Consider the following 22,982-nt stretch of genomic DNA (forward strand, 5'->3'; position numbering starts at 1 on the left):
ACGTTTTCTGCTGCTCGTCTTCTGCGCGGAATGCTGACTGCGGTGGACCTGCCTCCCGTGGATCCGCCGCACCGGGGCTTTTCAACCGGCCTGTTTGAGCGCGGCTTTCTCGGCGCGCAATTCCTCGATCGAACGCACGTTTCGCCGTGCGGCGCCCGCCCATTCGCGGGTCTTGACCGCGGATTTCGACAGCCGCTCCCTGGCGGCCGGAACCGCATGCGCATATTGCGGCAGCCATTGAGCCTGGGCGACGACCATTTCGTCCACCATCTGCCAGACTTCCTCCGGCGTCGACACCGCACCGACCAGCGGGTCATGCAGCACGGCCAGTTTCAAGAGATCGATGTCGCCCGATACCGCGGCATGGACCGACATGCGCTGGACGTTGATCGAGGCCATGCAGGTGGCCGCGCAGGCTTCCGGCAGCGTGATGCCGGCAGCCATGTTGATGCCGAAACGGTCGACAAAGCCGGGCGATTCGATGATGGCGTCCTGCGGCAAATTGGTGATCACGCCATTGTTCCTGACGTTGAAGTGGCCGCGATAGACGCGGTTGGTCTCCAGCGCCTCGAGAATATGACTGGCATGTTCGTTGGAGCGATTGGCCGGATCGATCGGTTTCGACGCCGCTTCGAGGAATTGCGGATATTCCGTCTCGAACCAGTTGCGGGTTTCGGTGGAGTAGCGGAGATAGCCGCCGGTCTCGCCATGGATCCAGTCAGACATATCGATCCAGCGGGTGATCTCGTCTGGCCGCTTGCGATACCAGGGCAGATATTCGGAGAGATGACCGTTGCTCTCGGTCGAATAGACGCCGAAGCGCTTCAAGACATCGATGCGCAGCTTTTCCTGCTGGGAATAGACCGGATGCGCCTCGAAGGCTGCAACCAGTTCATCCTTGCCGATCTTGCGGCCGTTCAGCCGCAGATCGATGAACCAGGTCTGGTGGTTGATGCCGGAACAGACATAATCGAGCTCGTGCCTGGACTTCGCACCCAGCACCTCGGCGATCTGCTCGGCGCCGTGCTGGACGCCGTGGCAGAGGCCGACCGTGTCGACCTTGCCATACTCGATCGCCGCCCAGGTGTTCATGGCCATAGGGTTGGCGTAGTTGAGGAATTTGGCCCCCGTCGCGGCGACCTCGCGTATGTCCTTGCAGAAGTCGAGGATCACCGGGATGTTGCGCTGGCCATAGAGGATGCCGCCGGCGCAGATCGTATCGCCGACGCACTGGTCGATGCCATATTTCAGCGGAATACGGATGTCGTCGGCGTAGGCCTCCAGGCCGCCGACCCGCACGCAGCTGATGATATAGCGCGCGCCTTCGAGCGCCTTGCGGCGATCGGTTGTCGCCGTCACCCGGGTTGGCAACCCGTTCGCCTCGACGACCTTGTCGAGGATAGCCTTGATCATCCCGAGATTGTGCTCGCTGAGGTCGGTCAGCGCGAATTCGATACCCCTGAATTCGGGTACGCACAGGATGTCGGTGAACAGTTTCTTGGTGAATCCGACGCTGCCGGCGCCGATGATAGCGATTTTGAAACTCATCAGCTGCACCTCATCCTATTCCAATGACAGGTCGGGAATGACAGGGATGGGTTGCAGCCGCATGCCGTGGCATGTGTGCACGACAAGCCGGATTCCGGCCTGCCAACCTCCCTGTCCGCTCCTCGCCTGCGGATCTCTCTCGCTTTTCGAGGGGGAGTATGCCCTTATTCACGAGCGCGACCAGAGAAGGATTATGCTTTCAAGGGTAATTTTGTGCTACGAGATTTGATCGCCAACGGACAGTCGATGCGCACGATCTCGCTGCCGCGCGGCCGGCAGCGCCTGCATGCCATGCCGACAAGCACCGGCTACGAGGTGCGCGAGGACGAGATCTATGACTGGGACGGGCGCAGGCGCGGCCAGACGCCGTTCACCGTGCTCCAGCACACGATCAGCGGCACCGGCCGGCTGCGCTACGAGAACCGCAACTACCGCCTGCAAGAGAATGACACGCTGCTGGTGCTGGTGCCGCACAACCACCGCTACTGGCTGGCGAGCGACGAGCGCTGGGAATATTTCTGGATCTCGATGAACGGCGAGGAGGCGCTGCGCATCCACAAGTCGATCCTCAGCATCTCCGGTCCGGTGTTCCGGCTGCAGCCGGCGACAATCGATCATCTTGCCGATTGCAGCCTGCGCCTCATCAAGGGGGCGGCCTCACCGGGTGCCGCGTCCGCTATCGCCTACGAGGCGGCGATGGCGCTCTACGACGATGTCTTCGGCTCGCATGCCTTTGCCGAGAAACTCAGCGCCATGCAGCCGGTCATCGATCATATCAACGCCAATCTCGACAAGCCGCTGCCGGTTGCGGACCTCGTCCAGATCAGTGGCCTCAGCCGGGCCCATTTCTCGCGCTGCTTCGCCGAGAGCGAAGGTCTGCCGCCCGCCGAGTTCGTGCTGCAGCAGCGCCTACAGCGGGCGGCGAAGCTGTTGACCAAGGCGGACTTCCTGCCGGTGAAGGAAGTCGCCATCCTGTGCGGCTTCGAGGATGCGAACTATTTTTCGAAGGTCTTCCGCCGCCTCTACGGCACCACGCCCAGCCAGTTCCGCACCACCGGCATGTATGCCAGTCTGCGAACCCCGCCCAGGGGCGGCGTCAGGGTGTCTGATAACGAGACCTGACGCCGCTTCGGGCCTGCATTGTCAGGCCGCGTGCAGGCTGCCGCCATCCAGCCACTCGAGATCATCAGGCGAAAGCGCGATGTCCAGCGCCCGCAGGCTGTCTTCCAACTCGCCCAGCGTGCGCGGCCCGATCAGCGGAACCGACGGGAAAGGCTGGTTGAGCACATAGGCCAGGGCAACGTGGATCGGGCTCTTGCGGAGTCGAGCGGCGAGCTCGATGGCGCGGTCGCGGCGGCCGAAATTGCGCTCCGAATACCAGACCCGCACCAGTTCCTCGCTGTCGCGCCGGTCGCGCCCGGCGCGGTCGGTGAAGAAGCCGCGTCCCTGGCTCGACCAGGCGAAATTCGGCATCTGCCTGGATGTCAGCCAGGCCTTCCAGTCGTCGGTGGACGAAGCCACACAACCCGCCCAGATCGGCTCCAGCATTTCGGCCAGCGAAAAATTGTTGGAGAGCGCGCCGGGCTTCTGCTTGCCGGTGCGCTCGGCATAGGCAATCGCCTCGTCCATGCGCTGCATCGTCCAGTTCGAGCCGCCGAACGGGCCGCGGATGCGGCCTGCCTTCACCTCACGGTCCATGGCATCGACGAACTCGCCGACCGGCACGTCCGGATTGTCGCGGTGCATGAAATAGACGTCGACATGGTCGGTCTGCAGGCGGTCGAGCGATTGGGCAAGCTGCTTGCCGATCACGTCGGGATAGCAGAGCGGCGAATGCGCGCCCTTGGCGATGATGACCGACTGCTCGCGCACGCCGCGGTTCTGCAACCACTGGCCAAGCAGCGTCTCGGTGTAGCCGCCACCGTAGACATAGCCGGTGTCGAACAGATTGCCGCCGGCCTCGAAGAAGGCATCGAGCAGGATCGAGCCAGAGGAGAAGGTGCGGAAATCCTCGAAGCCGAGCGCCACCACCGATGCCGGCTTCGCCAGGCCCGGAATGGCGCGCTTGCCGATCGCCGTTCCGCCAGACCGCAGAGGCCGGCCGGAGATGGTGCCGGTGCGCAGCGGGGCCTTTTCGATCTCATATTCCAGCCCGACGGCAGCGCGCCATCCGTCAAGCACGCGCAAGGTGCCGAGACTGTCGGCCCAATCCATGCCCGGCCAGGCGAATTCCTGCCGTCCGGCGAGGATCGCCTCGCCGGCGCCGTCGACCTCGAATGAATAGACATGGCGTTTTTCGTCGACGCTGATTGTCTCGCGCGAACCGTCGGCGCCGATCACATCGATCCGGCCGAGGCCGACATCGCGATTTCCCCCGGCGAACCAGAAGTCCGGCACTTCGATGCGGCCCTTGGTGCCGAGGACGCGCAGCACATTGTCCTGGTTCAGCGAGATGCTGCAGGAGACTTCGGCGACGATGCCGCCGGCAAAGTGCAGCAGCGCCGAGGCCCATTCGTCGACGCCGGACTGGCCAAGGTGGGCTGTACCAACCACCTTGTCGGGCTCGGCAAAGGGGAGGCCAACTGCCGCCCCGGCAATCAGCCGCGCCATCGAGACGGTATAGCCGCCGACGTCCAGTATGCCGCCGCCGGCGGAATCGTTGGCGTAGAGCCGGTGCTGCGGCATGAAGCCCGGCATGGCAAAGCCGAAGCTCGACTTGATCATCCGGACCTCGCCGATGACGCCGGACTTGATCAATTCCACCAGCTTCAACGTCTGCGGGTGCAGCCGGTACATGAAGGCTTCGCCGAGAAAGGTGCCGGCCTTGCGCGCGGCATGGAACATGGCGTCGGCCTCGAAGGCGGTCAGCGCCAGCGGCTTTTCGCACAGCACATGCTTGCCCGCTTCCGCCGCCCGGATCGCCCATTGCGCATGGCCGGGATGCGGGATCGCGATGTAGACGGCATCGATGTCGGGATCGGCAAGCAGCGCTTCATAGCCGTCGACGATGCGGGCGCCGGGAAATTTCTCGGCGAGGCCCGGCTTGGCGGGATCGCGTGCGCCGATGGCGACCAGTTTTCCGGTGCGCGAAGCGGCCACGCCGCCGGCGAAGGCCTGGGCGATGCTGCCCGGGCCGAGAATGCCCCAGCGAATGGGCATGGTTGCGGTCATTGTCATTCTCCTTGAAGGCTGGGAGGGGGCGGCCGGTCAGCGCAGCCGCAGCCCTTTTTCGTCGAACAGGTAGGATTTGCGGATGGAAACGGTGACCTCTGCGGTGGTGGGAACCTTCGCCGCGTCGCGCTGGATCACCACGTCTTCGCCATGGGCCGTTCGGGCGTAGAGAAAGCTCGTGCCGCCCAGGTGCTCGACCACGTCGATGGCAACGACAAGGTCGGTGTCACCCTCCCCGGCGCCGCCGAAATGCTCGGGCCGCACGCCGACGATGACCTTGCTGCCCGCATCGGGCGCGGCGCCTGTCAAAGGCTGGGTGATACGGGTCTTCTCCTCGCCCGCCAGCTCGACCACGACCCCACGCGCATCGTGCCCGACAACATGTGCCTTGATGAAGTTCATCTTCGGCGAGCCGACAAAGCCGGCCACGAACAGATTGTCGGGATCGTCATAGAGATCGAGCGGCCGGCCGATCTGTTCGATATGGCCGGCGCGCAGCACGACGATGCGGTCGGCGAGCGTCATCGCCTCGGTCTGGTCGTGCGTGACGTAGATCATGGTCGCGCCGAGTTCCTTGTGCAGGCGCGAGATCTCGACCCGCATCTGGACGCGCAGTTCGGCATCGAGATTGGAGAGCGGCTCGTCGAACAGGAACACTTGCGGCTCGCGCACGATGGCGCGGCCGATGGCGACGCGCTGGCGCTGGCCGCCGGAGAGTTTCTTCGGGCGCCGGTCCATCAATTCGCTGATGCGCAGGATCTCGGCCGCACGCTTCACCCGCCGGTCGGTGTCGGCCTTGGGGTTGCCGGTCATGCGCAGGCCGAAAGACAGATTCTGCTCCACGCTCATATGCGGATAGAGCGCATAGGACTGGAAGACCATGGCGATGCCGCGGTCGGCGGGCTCGACATCGTTGACCAGCTTGCCGCCGATGGCAATCTGGCCGCCGCTGATGTCCTCAAGCCCGGCGATCATCCTGAGCAGGGTCGACTTGCCGCAGCCGGACGGACCGACGAAGACGACGAACTCGCCGTCCTTGATGTCGATGTTGGCGCCATGGACGACCTCGAAGGCGCCGAAGCGCTTGACCACATTGCTCAGCGTAACGGTTGCCATGCTGCCTCTTATTTGACTGCGCCGGCGGCGATGCCGGCGATGAAATGGCGCTGCAGGAGGACGAAGACGATGAGCATCGGCACGGTCAGCATCACGGCCCCCGCCATGATACCGCCCCACGACACTTTGGTGAGGCCGATCAGCGTGCCGAGCGCCACCGGCGCCGTCATCGAACCGGGTTGGCTGTTGATCAAAAGCGGCCAGAGGTAGTTGTTCCAGGAGGCGAGGAACAGGATGATGGCGAGTGCGGCCAGCATCGGCCGCGCCAGCGGCAGCGCGACGAAGAGGAAGATGCGCCACTCTTTCACGCCTTCGACACGGGCGGCGTCGAACAGATCGTCCGGCATCATCGAAAAACTCTGCCGCATGAACAGCACGCCAAGCGAATTGAACAACGGCGGCACGATCAGCGCCACCCAGGTGTTGGCGAGCTGGAAGTCGCGCGCCACCATGATGAATTGCGGGATCAGCACCACCGCATAGGGCAGCGTGATGGTGCCGAAGATGATGCCGACGACCACCCCCTTGCCGAAGAACTGGTAGCGGGCCAGCGCCCAGCCGGCCATCGACGTCAACAGCACCGACAGGATGGTGTAGGTCACCGCCACCGAGACGGAGATGCCGATGGCGCCGACGAAATTGGTGTCGCGCTGCAGATTGTTGAAATTGTCGACGAAATTGCCGTGCGGCAAAAGCTCGATGCCGGGGCTGAAGATGCCGTTGTCGGGCATGGTCGAGAACACCACCATCATCCACAGCGGGAACAGCCAGATCAGCGCCAGCGGGGTGAGGAAAAGATGCAGCGCAATGCTGCGCCTCAGGCGGGCGGAAGAGAGCGAGCTCATTGCTTTTCCCTCGTCAGCCACAGTTGCACCAGCGTGATCGCGATCGCCAGCGCCGCCATGGTGTAGGCGACGGCCGAGGCATAGCCGAAATTGAGCGACCGGAACCCCTGGCGATAAAGTAGCAGGCCGAGCGTCTCGGTGCCGCCACCCGGCCCGCCGCGCTCGGTGATCAGGAAGGGCTCGGTGAACAATTGCATGGTGCCGATGATCGACAGCACCAGGCAGAAGACGATGACCGGCTTCAAGAGCGGCAAGGTGATGTGGAAGAACTGCTTGAGCTTGCTGACCCGGTCCAGCGTCGCCGCCTCGTAGACATCCTCGGGGATGGATTGCATGCCGGCCAGCAGGATGATGGCGTTGTAGCCGGCCCAGCGCCAGGTCACCGCGATCATGATCAGCGCCATGGCCGGCGTAACATTGGAGAACCAGTCGATCTTGGGCAGGCCGACGCTGTTCAGGAGCTTGTTGACGATGCCGAAATCGAGGCTGAACATCAGCCTGAACACCGCCGAATAGGCGACCTCGCCGACGACGACGGGAGCAAAGAAGGCGAAGCGGTAGAGCCCCCTCGCCTTCAGAAGCGGCGAATTCAAAAGCACGGCCATAACCATGGCCAGCGCGATCATCACCGGCACCTGGATGACGAGGATGAGCAGCGTATTCTTCAGCGCGTTAAAAAACGCCGGATCGCCGATCAGCCGGCCCCAGTTGAAGCCCGGCGCGAAGCGCCAGGGCACGGTGCGCGTCGCCTGGAAGGAGATCATGAACGAAGAGATGATCGGCCACACCCAGAAGACGGAGAAAATCAGCAGATAGGGCGCGAGGAAACGGTAGGCCGTGGCGTTGCGGTTGCGCATCCTGCTCCTCCTTCTGCTTCTTGCGCTTATTGGCTTGTGTCTGTCGAGAGCGCCGTGCTGATGCCCAGCAGACGCGACCCTGCGATTGTTGTCGGCAGCAACTTCAGATCTCGGCGCCGCCCCTCATCCGCCTGCCGGCACCTTCTCCCCGTATAGAGACGGGGAGAAGGGGAGTTGGCGGTTTACTTGACCGGCAATCCGGTCGCCGCGGCGATCTGTTTTGCGGCGTCGTCGAGCGCTGCCTTGGCGTCGGGATAGCCGCCGCCCAGATATTTGGTCTGCACCGCGCGAACGATGATTTCGGCATCGCTCTGGAATTGCGTGCCGCGGCTGGGAACGACCTTGGGCAAGGTGCCCAGAATGTCCTTCCACACCGCCTGGCCGCCCCAATAGGGCAGGCCTTGCGAGACGTATGGATCGTTCAGCGCCGAGACCAGCGAGGGGACGAGGCCAAACTCCTTCAGCATGGTGATCTGGCCTTCATTGGTTCCGAGCGTGTATTTCAGGTACTCGTAAGCCGCTTCCTTGTTCTTCGAGGCTGAGGTGATGGCCAGGGACGAACCGCCGAGATTGGCGGCGCGCGGGCCGTCTGATGTCAGGCTCGGCATCAGGTAGACGCCCCATTTGCCGTTTTCGCCTGCCGATTCGGTGCGGATGGTGCCTTCATACCAGCCGCCATAGACCTGGGTGGCGACGGTGCCCGCCGTGTTGTTGGTGATCTTGGTGCCCCAGTCGGCGGACGAGACGATGCCGGCGTCCTTCATCTCCTTGACCTTGGTCATGGCGTCGACGCATTTGGGTTCGCTGACCGTGATCGACTGGCCGTCCTCGGCGAAATAGGCGCAGCCCTGCTCGTTGGAGATCATGCGGAAGAATTCGGTGTCGCCGTTGAAATCGGCGTTGGTCATCGAGACGCCCGGATTGGCGGCCTGGATCTTCTTGCCGGCGGCGATGAAATCGTCCCAGGTCTTGATCGATGCCGGATCGACGCCGGCCTTTTCGTAGAAGTCGCGGCGATAGAAGGCGGCGACCGGGCCGGAATCCCACGGCATCGCATAGGCCTTGTCGCCGACCTCGAGTTCGGTGCGCTTGAAATCGGGGAATTTCTTCTGGTCTTCCGCGCTGTAGCCCAGCGTGTGCAGGTCGACGAAGCAGTCGGGGAACTGGCTCCAGTAATTCTCGGCCTCGCCGTTCTCGATGGTGACGATGTCGGGCAGGCCGACGCCGCCGGCCGCACAGCCGGCGATCGACTTGTCATAGGTCGGCTGATTGCCGAGATCCTGAACCGTGACCTTGATGTCGGGATGCAGCTTGTTGAAGCCGGCGACCGTCGCCTTCAGCGACGAAGCGGCGACATCCCAGCTCCAGATGGTGATTTCGCCGGATTGCGCAAAGGCCGGGGCTGAGCCCAGGGCAAGCGCGAGCGCGGCGCAGGTCAGTGTGATGCGCATTGAAATCCTCCCATTTCATTTGCTCTCTCTGCGAGCGTGGCTACACTATTCGGCGCGGAAGGCTTGTCGCCGACAAAGGGAATACGGAATTGGCGGAAAGTAAGATGCCGGAACGGCCGTTTTACCAGCCAGGCGCCAGCAGCGTGGAAGGCCTGCCGCTGCTCCTGCAGATGTTTCACACCGCTCCGCTGATGATGCTGAAGCCGCACTGGCATGCTCAGGTCGAGGTGAATTTCATCGTCCGCGGCAGTGTGCACTACCGCATGAATGAGCACGAAATCTCGCTTTCGGCCGGCGAGATGTGCTTCTTCTGGGGCGGCCTGCCGCACCAGATGGACGACCTCAGCGACGACGCCATCTATGCCGGCGCGCATCTGCCGTTGGTGCATTTCTTCCGGCTGCATGTGCCGGCCGACGTGCGCCACCGGCTGATGACCGGTGCGACGCTGGTGACCGGCGCCACCGACCAATCCGACAACGACAATTTCGCCCGCTGGAACAGCTATGCCCGCTCGGGCGATCCGGCCAAGGCCGAGCATGCCGTCAACGAGCTTTTGCTGCGGCTGGAGCGGGTGCGGTTCGAACCCTACCGGCTGGTTCCCGAAACCGCGGCCGGACAGGAAGCCGGCAGTGCCTTCGACCAGCAATCCTCGCGCAATGTCGGGCGCATGTGTGACTTCATCGCCGAGAATTTCCTCTACGACATCGATTGCATGAACATAGCGGCGGCGGCCGATATCCATCCCAAATACGCCATGAGCCTGTTCAAGAAATCGACCGGCATGACGCTCAACGAATATGTCAACCTGTTGCGGCTGAGCTATGCGCAGGCGCTGTTGATGCATCAGGACACCAATGTGCTGCGCGTCGCCATGGACTCCGGCTTCGGCTCGCTCAGCGCCTTCAACAAATCCTTCCGCAAGCTGGCCGGCATGACCCCCTCCGACTTCCGCAAGGGCGTGGCCGGCGCCAGGTAGAAGCAACAGCCCCTCGCCGCTTGCAGATGATCGGAACACATTGGCCTCCCGATTGTCGGCTAAGGACGGCCCCCGGCGGTCACAGTGCGCCATGGCGGCGCCGGGACGGGGCCAAAGTGCCGAAAGAGGCCAATCACGCGCCATTGTGGTGATGAAAGCGCCTGATGGGGCCGGCCTTTCCACAGGCTCGCTTTTCCTGCCGGAAATCGCCACCTAGGCGCTGGACAGGCAAAATTCCCGTGCTATAACCCACGCGCTTTCAAAGGGTGCCCCACGGCGCCTTCATGAAACCCGGTTGACGCGTTTTCGTTTGCCGGAACAGGCCCAGATAGCTCAGTTGGTAGAGCAGCGGATTGAAAATCCGCGTGTCGGTGGTTCGAATCCGCCTCTGGGCACCACTACTCCCCCGGAAGCTCCTATTCCTCAACGATTTCAAGGCTTAGCCTTTCCTAGCGGTCCACATTCCGGTACACCGGAGGTCCACAATGGGGCTTGTATTGAAGCACGTACAACAGACGAACGCCGGCACTTGGCATTACCGCAGAAAGCTCCCCCGAGACGTCACTGCGCTCGTGGGGAAGAATGAGTTCAAGCGCCTTCTCGGCTCTACGGAGCGGGAGGCTCTGCGCAGCTACCCGAAGGTGAACGGTGAATTTGAACGTCTGGTCGCCGAGGCTCGCAGACGCAACGGCGCGGGCCTGCCTGCCGAAACGCCATTGGAGTTGCACCGAATGGCAGAGCTGCGGGCGCAAGAGCTGGCGGCCATGACGGTCCACATCGGAGGCCGTACGCTTCCCGGTAGCGACCCGGAGGCCGCTGACGTGATCCGGGAGAGCTACCTGTCCAGGCAGAGCGATGCGGCAGGAGATGAGGTCGAGGGCCGCGCCGTGGCCATCCTGTCCAGCGGCGGGAAGCTGTCCCGTCCTGTCCCCACGGTCGAGGACGCCCGAAAGCTATACCTGAAAGAGCGCGTAGACGGCGACATCAACGAAACTGCGAAGACGGCGCGGGTAAACCGCAACATGGAGCACCTATCTGCGGCGGGCGTCGGCAAGGACAGGGCATTGACCAGCCTCGCCAGAGAGGATGCCCGAAACGTCCGGGACTACCTTGTGCGCGATCTTGGTATGAAGGCCGCGACCGTGCGGCGCTACATGAATGATATCCGCGCTGTGATCAATCTCGGCATGACGGAGTTCGGCCTTCGGGACACGATGGCGAACCCTTTCCAGAACCTTCCTATCAGAGGGGCGGAAGCATCGACCACAGCGGCCAGCGACGAGCGGAAGCCGATCCCGGAGACGATGATGGCCCCCCTCCGGCAACGCATAGAGGCCCATGCAGGGGAAGACCTGTGGCGCATATGGCGGATGGTCGAGGGGACCGGATGCCGTCTCGGCGAGGTGGCAGGGCTTCTCCTCTCTGACGTGATGCTCGATGCCACCATTCCCTACATCAACCTCGTCCCCCACCCCCACAGGCGTCTCAAGACGGCGGGCTCTGTGAGGAGGGTCCCTCTGATCGGTGACGCGCTCAAGGCCGCGCGAGAGGCCGTCAAGGCGGCCGGAAAGGGTCCCGCGCTGTTCTCCAGCTACGGGAGGCTGCGCGGTGCTGATACCGCGTCGGCTTCTCTCATGAAGCACGTCCGGGCGATCACCGATGACCCGAAGATCGTTGTACACTCTCTCCGCCACCGCATGGAGGACCGCCTGACGCTTGCCGGCGTGAGCGAGTTTGACCGAAACCTCATATTGGGCCATTCAAGCGGCGGGATGAGCGAGCGGTATGGCGGGCCAGACGCTCGGCTGGAGGTGGCCGAACGGGGGCTTAGGGCGGCATTGGGTGCCGGCAAGCGATCTCGGCAAAGGACTAGAGGGTAGCGGAGGGGCGGCGTGGCGAAGCGGAACATTCCTGCGACGACAAAGCGCAAAGCGCCGGAGGTTCCGCCGCCCCCTTGGAACGCCAAGCGGGCCGCCCTTGTTGCGGCCTCGGGGTGGGTAGTCGCGGTACTCTTGGGCCTGTTAGAACTTCCCGCCAAAGTCAACTCGTTCTTCAACGAAGCACCCGCCGCATACAAGAACGTCAGCGAACTGGTGATGCCAGATCAGCAGTGGTCTGGTGTGTGGACAAGCGACTTGGAGGGGGTAGTAGACGCAACGGACGACGAGCGAAACGCCTCCGTGATGGATGGTTCGCCGGTAGTATTGCGCCTGCGGGTCTATCACGGAGCAGTCGCCGGCGAGCTATACTCTGGTGGGCTTGAGAAAAACTACGTCAGCAGCCGCGTCATGATCGAGGGACACAAACGCCTAGTAGGCGGCACGATTGATGCCGTCGTCTACGACTACATAGACACCAAGAAGACACCCTTGGCGCAATTCGAGCTTACCCTAGACGATAGCGCCCGGTTGCCCCTCCGCCTGACGGCGGTCCGCCAAGGTTTGACCTTTTTGCCTAAAACCATCTCACTCTATCGAAACGACGACGCCTTCCCGGACGATCTTGGGGGGCCAAACGTCGATTTCATCGAGAAGGCGGCAAAGCAGTTCGCTCCGGACCCTGCTCCGGCCGTCGAAAGTGCTGATCAAAAGAAGAGCCAGTAGAGGCCCAGCCGACTTGACCGGGGCCTCTTGCTGCTAATGCCCGGACGCCCGCTCCGGCAAGTCCTCGATCATGTGAGCGAAGATCGCCGAGAACGGGAGGAAGTTGCCGAGCGGGAGGGCGCTGTAGCCAGCCCTCTGTGGTCCCGCAACCTCCTCGACCTATGTTCGTTCGTCCGGATGCGGCCGGTAGGCCTACGCATATGAACCCCACGCGACACTCGAATTTTATTCAATATCGCACAGCCGTAAGCGTTCCGTTAGCTCTCGCTAAAGAGATGCCGGACGGACTTTTGCATCTGATTTTTGCGACCGCGTTCAGTAGATTAGATTTCGCTAATATGATATAGTGAACGGCGATGAGGGGCTCAAACAGATGGAGCAGTTGCGACTGCATCTAGCCTTGATTGCCGTTACCTTGGTCGGCGATGCCAACGCCCACGGTTGGTACACGGGCAAGACTGACCCCGTTCTTCATTGGAGATGTTGCGGCGATCGAGATTGCCACCCAGTCGACCCCAGCGATGTCAGATCGAGCATAGAAGGCTACTACGTCAAACAACCGCAGCCGTATTCCCGCAACGATCCACCAACTGGGGAGTGGTTTATTCCGAGGGATCGTGTCCAAGCCGCCCCAGACGATCAGTATCATATCTGCGAAACGCTCTACCCGACGTTTCGTGTTGGCAGATACAGGATGCGGTGGACTTGTTTTTTCGCGCCGCGTGGAACCAGTTCAATCCAACCGGAATGAACCCATCCGGCCAAAGGAAAAAGCCGACCACGAGCTGCGGCGTCTTATCGGTCCCACAATGGAAGATAGATGGGGGGAGTGGAAGGGGTTGTTGAGGTGAGAGGGCGTCAGCTCCTTCCTCTCTCCCCCCAACATACACCACCTAATGGCTAGGCTTTTAGGGCCACCCTGATCCGAGTTCCAGCTACACGTTCCGCCTCCTCCGCCATGATCTCCGCAATTGCCGATGTCCTGGTGGCTGGGGACAAGACAGCATCGTGGATGGGAAGGACGGCCCAGTCCTCCAGCAAAGTCCTCTCCAACACCCGGCAAAGGATTTCGCTCTCCGTATACATCAACTCATAGCCGATCCCGCAGTTGAGAACCGGTGCCAGTCGAGGATGCTTCTTCAGTATCGCTTGTTTGAAGCGTCCCACCGTCCACCCTTGGGGCAACCTTTGCTCGATGTCCGGGTGCCACTTGCGCATTGTCGTGGCCTTGAAGAGGAAAGCGTTGAAGCCACTCTTCACAGCACGCCTTTGCTCGTCGGTGAACTCCTCTGTTCCAGGCAAGTCGTAAGGGCTGCCCTCGGGCGGAGCGGCTTCGACCTTGGCATAGGCGAGCCGAGGAAACATCTGCCCGTAATCAAGTTCCCCAATCCGCTGACCTTCAACCCGAATGTGCCTCCGTTCAGTCCTCCTCATCTGCTGCCAGAAGCCTCCGAAGAGACGGCCGCTGTATGCAAGCCTTGGCGATCTTGCATTTGGAGGCAGCGTGAACCGCCTCACCAAGGTTCGGTCGTTAGTGTCGGTCGGTTGGTTCCCCACGTACGCCACCTCGGCAGCCGCAAGCCGCTCGTTGAACCTCCGTACCTGTGCCGCCTTCGATGCAGCGTCGTCGGTTTGTGGGATGGGGACGTGCTCTCGTCGGCCCCATGGGTCCTTCCGCGTTAAGACCACCGCCGGCAGGTCCGTCCTTCTCTCGAAGTCCGGGCTGCTGATGCCCCTTGATCCCACCTCTCCTGCAAACGCCGCCGTAGGAGCGATTGTAGTGGCGTACCCGGCCTCCTGCGGCTTTGTCACTGTCGCCACCCCAACGGCCTCCAGCGCCCCCAGAAGGGCTGCTAGAGGCTTGCCGAAGCCGTCAATCGTCCTACCCACCGTGGCCCGCTTTCGGTGGCCCAGCGGCAGCGTAATGCGGCCCTGCTCGGGCTGGAACAGCGCGTAGTGAGCTAGATTGGCGACGATTGTCTCCACAGCAGTACCAAACGCCTTCGCGTCTGCCGGCCTTCTCTGTCGCTTGCGAGAGCCGCTGCGTTTTTCATGGGCTAAAACCAGCGCCATAACATCATCCGCAAGTTCCTGAAGGGGGCCTTGAGTGCCCAGCTCAAAGCGGAACATGTGGTCTCGTGGAGCTTCAGGACTAGTCGTCACACCAACTCCCGAAGGGCTTGGTTGATTTCGTCTGTCATTGCTTGTTTCCTTTCTTGGTCACGTTTTTCGAGTTCGGCGAGTTGTAATCCGGCACCGCCAAAGGCGGCTGTCAGGTCACGCGCGACAATCATTCCTGCCTTGGGGCTAAGCTCCCGGTAGACGCGCTCCTGTTTGCCCGTTCGGTGGTCGTAGCGAAGGCCCGACTGCCTGCTGGAGAGAGCCCGCACCCGCTTGACAAGCTGAAGGCGAAAGGCGGCATCGGACAGAAAACGCTCCGGCCTCTCGCTCCAGAACATGAACATCGCCAATGCAGTGATGGCTATGTCCCTTGCGGAGCATTCGGCATCGAGGTTCACCACCTCGTGCGCCGCTTGGCGCTGGTATCGGCTTTGAACCCGGTTGCTGGCCGTGTCCTTTGCCGAAGTTGCCATGGCGGCCCAGCGGGCATCCAAGTGGCCCCAAAGGGGACTGTGGTCGTTCTTGGCGATACGCTCTCGGACGCGGGCAACGTAGGGCGCAAGCTCGCTCCGCCTGATGGCAGTCTGCTCGACATCGCCCTGGCGCCGTAGTCGGCTCTTGTGGCGCCGACAGTGCGGGCTGAAGCGGGAGGATGTAGGTGCGCCGCAATTTGCAGCGCGGCATGTTCGCATTCATTTCTCCTAATATTTGTATCCGCCCCTAAGCACAGAGGGACGGATGATTTGAAAAAGGCCGAGTTTCCCCGACCATGATTTGATGGTGTCCGGTCGCCGCCGGGTGTCGTCCTGACCTGCCCGGTTCACGGTTCCACCTTGAGGGTGTTCCCCTCTTGGTTCCGCTCCCGCTCCGGAGGCTAATCCGGATTGGCGGCAAATGCGGTGCTCACATGTCCGGCAGGGTGCCGGTCCCGAATGCGTAGCCCGCTTCCATGACTATGGGTTCGGCCGGGGATCATCGTCTTGCCCCGTTACGGTCCCGCTGTCGGCCCGTGAGGGCACGTCAGGCATGGCTGCAATCGACCGGGCTGTTCGCAGTACAGCCAAACTGGTTTGGATTGGGGCTCTTGGGCCGGGGGCCGCTTGAGCGGGTTGGACTTCGGGGTTCAGTGGTCGGGTCTAGCCCACCACTCGGGTATGCGTGGACCCAATATGGTGCACTTCGGACACGGCGTCAACGACAATAACGCAGTTATTTCAAGAAGATAGGTAACATCAGAACCCTAATCTGGTGCGGAGCCTTGCAGCACAAGGCGTTGGCGGGCTCTTGTGCCCGAAGTGTGCCCGAAAAAAGTTGCTGACGGCCGCCCTTTGCCCCTTGGCAGAAGGAGGCGCCGGGCCTATATGCTCTCATGTTGATCTGGTTTTGCGCTAGCCAGCGCATCTTAAAGGAGACGGCTGTGTCGATTTTCATGCTGATAGAGAACGCCAAACCGCTTGCTGACGGCATTTGGTCCGCGAGCACTCCCCCTCACACGCTACAGATGCTTGGCGAGCCAAAAGCGTCAAAGGGGACGATAAGCATTCTGGGCGTCGAAGAGCCCGTGTTCGATGGCAGCGCCAAAAGCGTCCGCTTTGACGCGGCTAGGACGACCGTGCTGAACTTGGGCACATCTGATCGCCTGCTGATCGTCGCGCAAAACTCGACGGGAGGTACCGGTGCCGGTTCACAGGAGAGCATCTCCTTTGGCCCGGGAGATAACGAATTCCTCCGGGTGGCCAAGACAGTCCTCACCGGCGATCCTATGAAGACCGCCGAGCTGGTGTTGCGTGGCGTGCGGGCAGTCTCCTCTGGTGATCTGAAGAGGGGGAAGAGGTTGAACTTCAGCAACGTGCCGGACAATTTCTGGTATGTGATTGTGCAGCCCCGCGTCCAGGGTCTCTCGATTACTGTAAGGGGGCTGCCCGAACGCTTCGGCCCTTCCAAACTCGAACTGAAGATTGACCGGCCCGGCTACACGCGTTTTCAGGTCGCAAACCCGGAGGATGTTCAAGAGGCCCTGCGGATCATCGCTCTGTCCAAGAGGCGGGCGTAGCGGCCCGCCGGGGCGTGCGAAGTGCGTCTCCACGCCATCTCGCGTTGAGCGGACGGTAACAGTCTGGTGTGAAGACCTCTTAGCGTCCGGTGATCTTCCTGATGACCGCCACTGCCCCGCACATGCCGTAAAGGGCGATGAAGGTCATTGCCAACGTGTAGGCCATCTCTGCGCTCCCCCTACATGCCCCAAGCAGCAAGTGCCTTCTCGGCCGCCCCAGGGTCTTCCTTTATCCGCAGCACTGTCTGGCGCGTGAGCCCTGACGCCTTAGCAACGGCGGACGTCCCTTGCCCCTGCGCAAGCATGTCAGTGACGGCCCGCAGCGCGGCCCCGTCATAGCTGGGCTTGCGGCCCCGATAGCGATCCTCCTGCGCCCGAGCCGCCTCTATTCCTGCCCGCTGGGCCTCTTTCGTGGCCTCGGCCTGCGCTTGTGCGGTTGCCGCCATGAAGGCTATGAGCGCGTCCCTCACGGCTTGCTGCATCGGGTCTTTCGTTGCCCCGTCGAAGGTCATGTTGTTGATGACGGTCCGGACCACCACGCCCTTCCGCATCAGCTCCCGAATGGTGTCGCAAACGTCCTGATAGTTGCGGCCCAGCCGGTCCACCCAACGCACCACAAGCGTATCCCCCCGGCGCAGCATGTCCCGAAGCCTGCGACCCTCGGGGCGCTCGGCAAGCGTGGTGCTCACTCCGGAGACCCCGTGGTCGGCCACTACATCGTCAATGGTGAACCCGGCGGCCTCCGCATGGGTCCGTTGGTGGTCGAGCGTCTGGTCAACGGTGGAGACGCGGGCATAGAGAATGGTCTTGGACATGGCGCTTCCTTGGTGTCCGTTAGCGTGATGTACGCTGACTAACTTGTCCGTTGGACCGCGTCAACCCTAACGGACACTCTTTCGGACAACGCGATAGCTGTACGCTGGGCTATACCCTAATGGACACACATCGACCCGCTCGTTGCGTCACAAGCGGCAACCTAGTACTTCTCGTGGTTCGCGGCCGCCGTCAGGTCCACCAATTCATCAACTACCGACCTCATCGATGTCAGCGATCTGCTCATTTCTTTAACCACGAAATCCGGGTTCTTAGCGGGCGGTCGCTCGGCAACATAAGCAGCTACATGCACCAGAACCGTTAGCGCATCCGCCAGCATCTTCAATGTGCGTTCATCGGCGTGGAAATGTGAGTAGGGCCGCTTACGCTCCACATCGTCCCACAGCAGGTTGGCACCAAAGACAACGCCACCCTCATACGGGATATGTGGAAGCCCGTGCACCAAACTGTTTCGGCATTTTATTGCCGTTTGCGCCACCGCGCACCACAGTTCAATGAGATGAGACAGCTGCTCTCCAGAATTTGGTGCACCCGCTCGGACCATCGAGATTACCGTACTAATGTCCTTCGCGTCGGTGCTCGGTCGGGTACCCGCAGGTGAGAGACTGTGAAGGGTCCAGACTGCCCGCTCTGCCCAAAACTCCAATGTCGCGCTAATGGCAACCACAGCACCCAAACCCTGAAGTACGGGGGCCGTAAGCTTAAGGTGGGCCAGCAACGCTTGAGCACTTCGCTTTTCCAAATCCATCTCCAAGGACAGTAGGCTCAATACCTCCACGGGGGTGTCGCACCACTTCAACTGTTCGGTTCGACCCCTCGCCGGATACGCTTTCCGCATCAAGGGCTTCTCTTGAGCTTTCCCATGGTATCGATGACCGCCGCGACGCCACGTTCATCCGGATTTCTCTTGCAGAACCCGTACAGCGATGCCCAAAGCTCGGTTTCCGTAAGGCTATTAAGGTCGAAGCCCTGCTCGCCCTTCCCAATCAACTCGATGTTGGTCGCGGTGATATAGCCTTCGGCCCAACTCAACATTGCGAAAGCAAGCGGATGGTGTCCCACGGACACATTATCATCCATCCCTCCGACAAGGCGGGAGCACTTCGATGCCATCACTCCCGACCCGAAAGATGCCTCGTCCTCTGCATGCGCAGCGGAAACTGCTGCCAAGAACATCAGAATTGCTAAAAGCCCGTTGAACATTTTTTGCCCCGTACCCGTCGAAAAATACATCAATGCTGCGGTGATTGGCGTCAAGTAGCTGGATCTCTGTAGTCCATGTAGCGGCATGAACGTCCACACCAGCAGCGGGGCGAGATCAGCGAGCTAAGAAAGGCCACGTCCCCACTTGTCGCTCCCCCTAGCTCGATATAAGGGCGGGCTTTCGGATAGCACCCTCATCAGACGCAATTCAGAAGGCCATGAAATTGAAGATAATCTGCGCCCTTATCGTTCTCGCGCTTGCAAGCTGTGCTGCGGGAGGGTCAGCCGTCGCTAGCGACTTAGACGGAAATCTGGTGAACGGGATGACTTACCCAGAAGCCCGGCAAACGCTGCTAAGCCGGGGATGGAAGCTCGCCAGCGTCCCGAAGGGGCAATGCATAGGCCGCCCGGACGTATGTGCGACTTACCCGGAAACGGACGACTGTGCGGGCACAGGACTTGGGCAGTGTAAGTTTCTGTTCACCGACGGAAAGGGGTCGGTCCTTGCCGTAGTTACGATAGGGGAAGATCCGCTGCTGGTAGATAGCTCGCATATCGAGCGCAACGCCACCTCCAAAGAAGTTGTCGAGGTCACGCACGTCGGGGCTGTCGACCTCTCAAATTTTACCTGCCTTCCTACTTCCGATGAAAGCAGTTTGATCAAGCGGCTTTGCTTCCAAGACACTCGCTTCTCGACCCAGATCCTGCTGCTTCAGCTGAAGTTGAAATGGTATCAGTACTGCAATGTCGACCAACCAACGCTGGAAGGTCTCCTAAAAGCCACGTCACTTGGAAAATTCTATAGCGCCCGCATTCGTGGCAAATTTGCTTGCTTTCCTGGCTGACACAAAACGTAGGCGAGAAGGGCCAGAATGCGGCCGTTATGGATTACCTCCTAAAACACATTTTGTTGTCCAGTATGTTGGCTAGGTTTGCCACGGCACCAGCGCATTAATAGGCGTGGCGCAAAGGCATATTCCGCGAGAGAAAGGAAACAATGGTTAGAGTTTTGTTGGGGACTTTAATCCCTTTATGCTTTGGCTTCGTAACGGTTTCGGCGGCAGCAACCGAAATGGATTTGCTCCGGCGAGCAATGAACGAAAAACCGTTCACAATCGCAGTGGACATGAGTGTTAAATTGGCCTCTTGCACACTATCCCCACACGAGAGGTCACAGACCGACATTGTCCGCCGAGCGGCGCTCGATCTGGCCGCCAAACGACTGAAAGTCACCCTTCAAAAGGTGCGCTCAATGGCATCGGAGTTTGCTGCGGAGACCGCCCAACTTCAGGTCAAAGAGGGCACCGCCGAAGCCTCTTGTGCTTACCACAGAGCATGGCTGTTGAGCCGATCCTAGCTTTCCGTCCACCTTGGCACTCGCCTTGTTTGAAGCGACCGTTGGCAAGGCCAAGAGACGGCGGTTGTCAAACGGAAAGGTTCGTTGTGCCTGACAAATAGGACTTCTGGGGCTTGCGTGGGTGAGTGGCTGGAGAGGCGTTTAGCCCGCCCGGTGTGCAACACCAGCCGACACGCCGAAGCTACTCCAGCCGCAACCGGTGCACGAACGGCGGCCTATTGGTGGGCGAGCGTGGGCTGATAGCACGGCCTGCGGCGCGACCCCGCCGGGGGGGGACCGCGTTTCATCAACTGTCGAGTTCGACCCCTCGGATTTTTGCGAAATTTTTAGGCGCTCTGTTGCTGCCTTCTTGAGGGCAAACTGAAGCGCAGGCTCAAAGGTATCCTTCAGACTTTCCTGCGGGCCGCCAATCGCGGGCTTTGTGAAAGACGGAGATGACACAGCAGCGGGCCAGTTGTTCTTAACCTCCGAATGTGCGAAGAAATTCCTATTTCCTGCGTTAGATCGGCCCAGAAAATGACCCCACTCTTCAATAATATTAGCATTGATCGATTTCGCGGCCTTGATGGGCTGAAGGTAAAAAAATTTCGCTACATAAATATAATTGGCGGGCTAAACGGCTCCGGCAAAACAACGCTTCTGGAGAGCTTATTTGCTCTCATTGACGGTAACAACCCAATGGTTACCTTTCGGCCATTTATGTGGCGGCAGTTGACGATGTCCACTTCTCAACAAGCGAACATCATGTTTTCGGGCGCAGATTTATCGAAGCCAATAACAATAAAATCTGACACTCGAAAAGGTTCTGTCCAGCTCGAAATAACATACGAGCCGCAGCCCGTCCCTCCCTCAACAGTACCCATGGGTCCAAGTGGCCCAAGTACGTCGACCAACATGGGCTTGACTGTAGTAACTTCTATAGATGGCAATCCGGCTATCACGTTACATGTGACTGGTACGTCAGCCAATGAGGCTATGGTAAGGGCCGACAATCCAGGGAGGGCGATAGTAGAGTTCCCGAGAGCTGTGCTATTTTCACGGCGCACGCTAGATCTTCCAAACGACATGGCCGATCGATTTACGCAAGCGGTATCAAAGCACCGTAAGAAGCGACTACTGGCTCTAGCCCACGTGATTGCGCCGAACGTCACCGACCTGTCACTGCTTAAAACGGGTGAAACCTCTACTCTCTTTGCAGAGGTCGCTCCGAATGAGCTCCTCCTTCCGTTGTCGTTCCTTGGAGACGGGGCAACCGCCATCGTCAATACGGGCTTGGCGATCATGGAGTGTGAGAACGGCGCATTGATGATTGATGAGCTGGACGCAGCCATCCACTTCACCAAACTGCGCCTCATTTGGAAGGAGCTTTTCAAGCTGGCCAAAGAAATGAATTGTCAGATATTTGCTGCGACCCACTCGAAGGAAGCAATCGAAGCGATGGCCCTTGCTTTGGTGGACAACGGGTCGACTAAAGATTTGCAATATATGAGGCTTGATCGAGTGTCGGGTGTTATGACGGCAACGACATACCTTCACGCCGAACTCACAGACGCCCTCGCTTCCGACTGGGAGGTGAGGTAGTGCCGATTTATTTCGATGGCCCAAAAGGGAGAAACGACCGTCCAAAACTGTTGGTTGTCGAGGGCCAAGATGACGCGCATTTCTTCGACAAGCTTCTGACTGATGCGGCGGCCGACCCAAGCCAAATTGGCATTATTTACACGGGCGGCACCGGAGGTCTTGAAAGGGAGCTTGCTTTGCTCGCAAAGTCTAGACCATTTATTGAAGGACGGATAACAAAGATCGGGATTGTCCAAGACGCTGATGCCGATCCTGCCGCAAAAATAAACAGCATCCACGCCGCGTTGCAGTCCATCGGGTTTCCTAGCCCAGGGCACGGTGCTTTCCAGGCGGTAGGACCTCTTACTGTCGGTGTATTCCTTCTACCGAACGCTCTGGTGCAAGGTGATCTTGAATTAGTGTGTCTAAGCACCGTGGAAGCTACGGATAAGGCACAGCGCGTGGTCGCCTACTTCGATGGGATGGACGCTGACTATGGCCCGTTCGACCGTAAGTACAAGCGACAGGCGTTCATCTATCTGGCCTGTGTCGATACGGAAACACGGGGCGTCGGGCACGCATTCAGCGAGGGCGTTTTCGACAGCGACCACCAATCGCTCATCGACGTGAAGAATTTTGTGACGGCGATGGTTGCCTAAAAGGCTTCCGTCGTCCCCAGCGAGATTTGAGTTCTCTGCATCATTGCTTACTAAGCCTTCGTAGGGTATTTTGTTGCTTGCGGTACACATTGGCACCGCAAGAGGTCCACAACAGCGGAATTTGGTCGCAACGTCGGTTCGGGCTAAGTGCCTGTAAATCAGAGAGAAATCAGGCTTTCGCTTGCGGTTCGATTTTGATCCACTAAGCCGCCTCTGGGCACCATTCCTTTCCCATACTTCTCACAGCATCCACTGCGGCAGCGACAATGCCCAGACTGGGCTCCTCCACAGCGGCGTTTGCGACCTCACGATCGCTATGCGCGTACATTCGATTGGTGTGACGAGCTGTAGAAGGGGCGCGCGCGGCCGATCTGAATCGGCGAGACGACCGCGCTCGACGATCGGCTGCGTCTTTCGCTATGCGGTCGCGACCGCACGAGCCGCCGCGGATCCGACTTTGGCGCTGAGAGGCGCACTTGCCAGACCAAGGGTCACGCCCCGTGCGGCCGTTACCGACCTGGAGCCGTTCACCGTTTCACGGAAACCTGCCCCAACTCTTTGTTTTGACGCAGTTCCCGAGGGAATGCGCTATGCTCTTTCTCTTGCCAATGGCTGGCGCGCTGGTGC

At 60.4% G+C, this 22,982-nt stretch carries 19 protein-coding genes, 1 tRNA gene and 1 pseudogene; 10 read left to right on the plus strand and 11 right to left on the minus strand.

Annotated features, from left to right (window positions below):
• Nucleotides 1–81: 81 nt before the first annotated feature.
• Nucleotides 82–1,548 carry an alpha-galactosidase gene (gene melA / locus AC1DPX_RS33730; protein WP_477242242.1) on the minus strand — a complete coding sequence of 489 codons (1,467 nt, stop codon included), beginning with the start codon at nucleotides 1,546–1,548 and terminating at the stop codon, nucleotides 82–84.
• 213 nt (nucleotides 1,549–1,761) lie between these two features.
• On the opposite strand from melA, the gene AC1DPX_RS33735 reads away from it, so the two are divergent.
• Entirely contained in the window at nucleotides 1,762–2,670 is a 909-nt protein-coding gene (locus AC1DPX_RS33735; RefSeq protein WP_477242244.1) for a helix-turn-helix domain-containing protein, read from the plus strand.
• A gap of 21 nt (nucleotides 2,671–2,691) precedes the next feature.
• Here the strand turns inward: AC1DPX_RS33735 and AC1DPX_RS33740 are convergent, their stop codons facing one another.
• The 5 genes from AC1DPX_RS33740 to AC1DPX_RS33760 form a co-directional block, all read right to left on the minus strand.
• On the minus strand, nucleotides 2,692–4,719 hold the full coding sequence (locus AC1DPX_RS33740) for an aldo/keto reductase (RefSeq protein ID WP_477242246.1): 2,028 nt from the start codon (nucleotides 4,717–4,719) through the stop codon (nucleotides 2,692–2,694).
• A 36-nt stretch (nucleotides 4,720–4,755) separates the two neighbouring features.
• Nucleotides 4,756–5,835, minus strand: coding sequence for an ABC transporter ATP-binding protein (locus AC1DPX_RS33745; RefSeq protein WP_477242248.1), 1,080 nt, complete (start codon nucleotides 5,833–5,835; stop codon nucleotides 4,756–4,758).
• An 8-nt stretch (nucleotides 5,836–5,843) separates the two neighbouring features.
• On the minus strand, nucleotides 5,844–6,680 hold the full coding sequence (locus tag AC1DPX_RS33750; protein WP_096454000.1) for a carbohydrate ABC transporter permease: 837 nt from the start codon (nucleotides 6,678–6,680) through the stop codon (nucleotides 5,844–5,846).
• Complete coding sequence (locus AC1DPX_RS33755; RefSeq protein ID WP_183456267.1) at nucleotides 6,677–7,537, minus strand: carbohydrate ABC transporter permease; 861 nt, start codon at nucleotides 7,535–7,537, stop codon at nucleotides 6,677–6,679. The genes AC1DPX_RS33750 and AC1DPX_RS33755 overlap by 4 nt, the downstream gene beginning before the upstream one ends.
• Before the next feature lie 182 nt (nucleotides 7,538–7,719).
• A complete protein-coding gene (locus AC1DPX_RS33760) occupies nucleotides 7,720–8,988 on the minus strand; it encodes an ABC transporter substrate-binding protein (RefSeq protein WP_477242251.1) in 1,269 nt (422 codons plus the stop codon).
• A gap of 104 nt (nucleotides 8,989–9,092) precedes the next feature.
• On the opposite strand from AC1DPX_RS33760, the gene AC1DPX_RS33765 reads away from it, so the two are divergent.
• From AC1DPX_RS33765 to AC1DPX_RS33780, 4 genes are all read left to right on the plus strand, one after another.
• Nucleotides 9,093–9,965, plus strand: a complete 873-nt coding sequence (locus AC1DPX_RS33765) for a helix-turn-helix domain-containing protein (RefSeq protein WP_477242253.1) — start codon at nucleotides 9,093–9,095, stop codon at nucleotides 9,963–9,965.
• Nucleotides 9,966–10,287: 322 nt separating this feature from the next.
• Nucleotides 10,288–10,363 (plus strand) — tRNA-Phe (locus AC1DPX_RS33770).
• 87 nt (nucleotides 10,364–10,450) lie between these two features.
• The gene (locus tag AC1DPX_RS33775; RefSeq protein ID WP_477242255.1) at nucleotides 10,451–11,845 is read left to right on the plus strand and encodes a tyrosine-type recombinase/integrase; all 1,395 of its coding nucleotides are present in this window, start codon (nucleotides 10,451–10,453) and stop codon (nucleotides 11,843–11,845) included.
• Between the two features lie 12 nt (nucleotides 11,846–11,857).
• On the plus strand, nucleotides 11,858–12,568 hold the full coding sequence (locus tag AC1DPX_RS33780) for a hypothetical protein (RefSeq protein ID WP_477242257.1): 711 nt from the start codon (nucleotides 11,858–11,860) through the stop codon (nucleotides 12,566–12,568).
• 900 nt (nucleotides 12,569–13,468) lie between these two features.
• Here AC1DPX_RS33780 and AC1DPX_RS33785 read toward each other — a convergent pair.
• The gene (locus AC1DPX_RS33785) at nucleotides 13,469–14,698 is read right to left on the minus strand and encodes a hypothetical protein (RefSeq protein WP_477242259.1); all 1,230 of its coding nucleotides are present in this window, start codon (nucleotides 14,696–14,698) and stop codon (nucleotides 13,469–13,471) included.
• Between the two features lie 29 nt (nucleotides 14,699–14,727).
• Nucleotides 14,728–15,162 (minus strand): hypothetical protein, encoded by a 435-nt coding sequence (locus tag AC1DPX_RS33790; protein ID WP_477242261.1) that lies wholly within the window; start codon nucleotides 15,160–15,162, stop codon nucleotides 14,728–14,730.
• 944 nt (nucleotides 15,163–16,106) lie between these two features.
• Between AC1DPX_RS33790 and AC1DPX_RS33795 the strand changes: the two genes are divergently transcribed.
• Nucleotides 16,107–16,742, plus strand: coding sequence for a hypothetical protein (locus AC1DPX_RS33795; RefSeq protein WP_477242263.1), 636 nt, complete (start codon nucleotides 16,107–16,109; stop codon nucleotides 16,740–16,742).
• A gap of 179 nt (nucleotides 16,743–16,921) precedes the next feature.
• Here the strand turns inward: AC1DPX_RS33795 and AC1DPX_RS33800 are convergent, their stop codons facing one another.
• The 3 genes from AC1DPX_RS33800 to AC1DPX_RS33810 form a co-directional block, all read right to left on the minus strand.
• A complete protein-coding gene (locus AC1DPX_RS33800) occupies nucleotides 16,922–17,557 on the minus strand; it encodes a recombinase family protein (RefSeq protein ID WP_477242265.1) in 636 nt (211 codons plus the stop codon).
• Between the two features lie 161 nt (nucleotides 17,558–17,718).
• Complete coding sequence (locus AC1DPX_RS33805) at nucleotides 17,719–18,120, minus strand: hypothetical protein (RefSeq protein ID WP_477242267.1); 402 nt, start codon at nucleotides 18,118–18,120, stop codon at nucleotides 17,719–17,721.
• A 293-nt stretch (nucleotides 18,121–18,413) separates the two neighbouring features.
• Complete coding sequence (locus tag AC1DPX_RS33810; RefSeq protein ID WP_477242269.1) at nucleotides 18,414–18,833, minus strand: hypothetical protein; 420 nt, start codon at nucleotides 18,831–18,833, stop codon at nucleotides 18,414–18,416.
• 164 nt (nucleotides 18,834–18,997) lie between these two features.
• Here AC1DPX_RS33810 and AC1DPX_RS33815 point away from each other — a divergent pair, with 164 nt between their 5' ends.
• The 4 genes and pseudogenes from AC1DPX_RS33815 to AC1DPX_RS33830 form a co-directional block, all read left to right on the plus strand.
• The gene (locus tag AC1DPX_RS33815) at nucleotides 18,998–19,624 is read left to right on the plus strand and encodes a KTSC domain-containing protein (RefSeq protein ID WP_477242271.1); all 627 of its coding nucleotides are present in this window, start codon (nucleotides 18,998–19,000) and stop codon (nucleotides 19,622–19,624) included.
• A gap of 1,028 nt (nucleotides 19,625–20,652) precedes the next feature.
• Nucleotides 20,653–21,717 carry an AAA family ATPase gene (locus AC1DPX_RS33820; protein WP_477242273.1) on the plus strand — a complete coding sequence of 355 codons (1,065 nt, stop codon included), beginning with the start codon at nucleotides 20,653–20,655 and terminating at the stop codon, nucleotides 21,715–21,717.
• The gene (locus AC1DPX_RS33825) at nucleotides 21,717–22,355 is read left to right on the plus strand and encodes a DUF3226 domain-containing protein (RefSeq protein ID WP_477242275.1); all 639 of its coding nucleotides are present in this window, start codon (nucleotides 21,717–21,719) and stop codon (nucleotides 22,353–22,355) included. Before AC1DPX_RS33820 ends, AC1DPX_RS33825 begins: the two co-directional genes overlap by 1 nt.
• Nucleotides 22,356–22,716: 361 nt before the next feature.
• A pseudogene (locus tag AC1DPX_RS33830) lies at nucleotides 22,717–22,872 on the plus strand (phage integrase central domain-containing protein); the annotation flags it as partial.
• Between the last annotated feature and the right edge of the window lie 110 nt (nucleotides 22,873–22,982).

Source organism: Mesorhizobium sp. 01N446, from assembly GCF_056399285.1.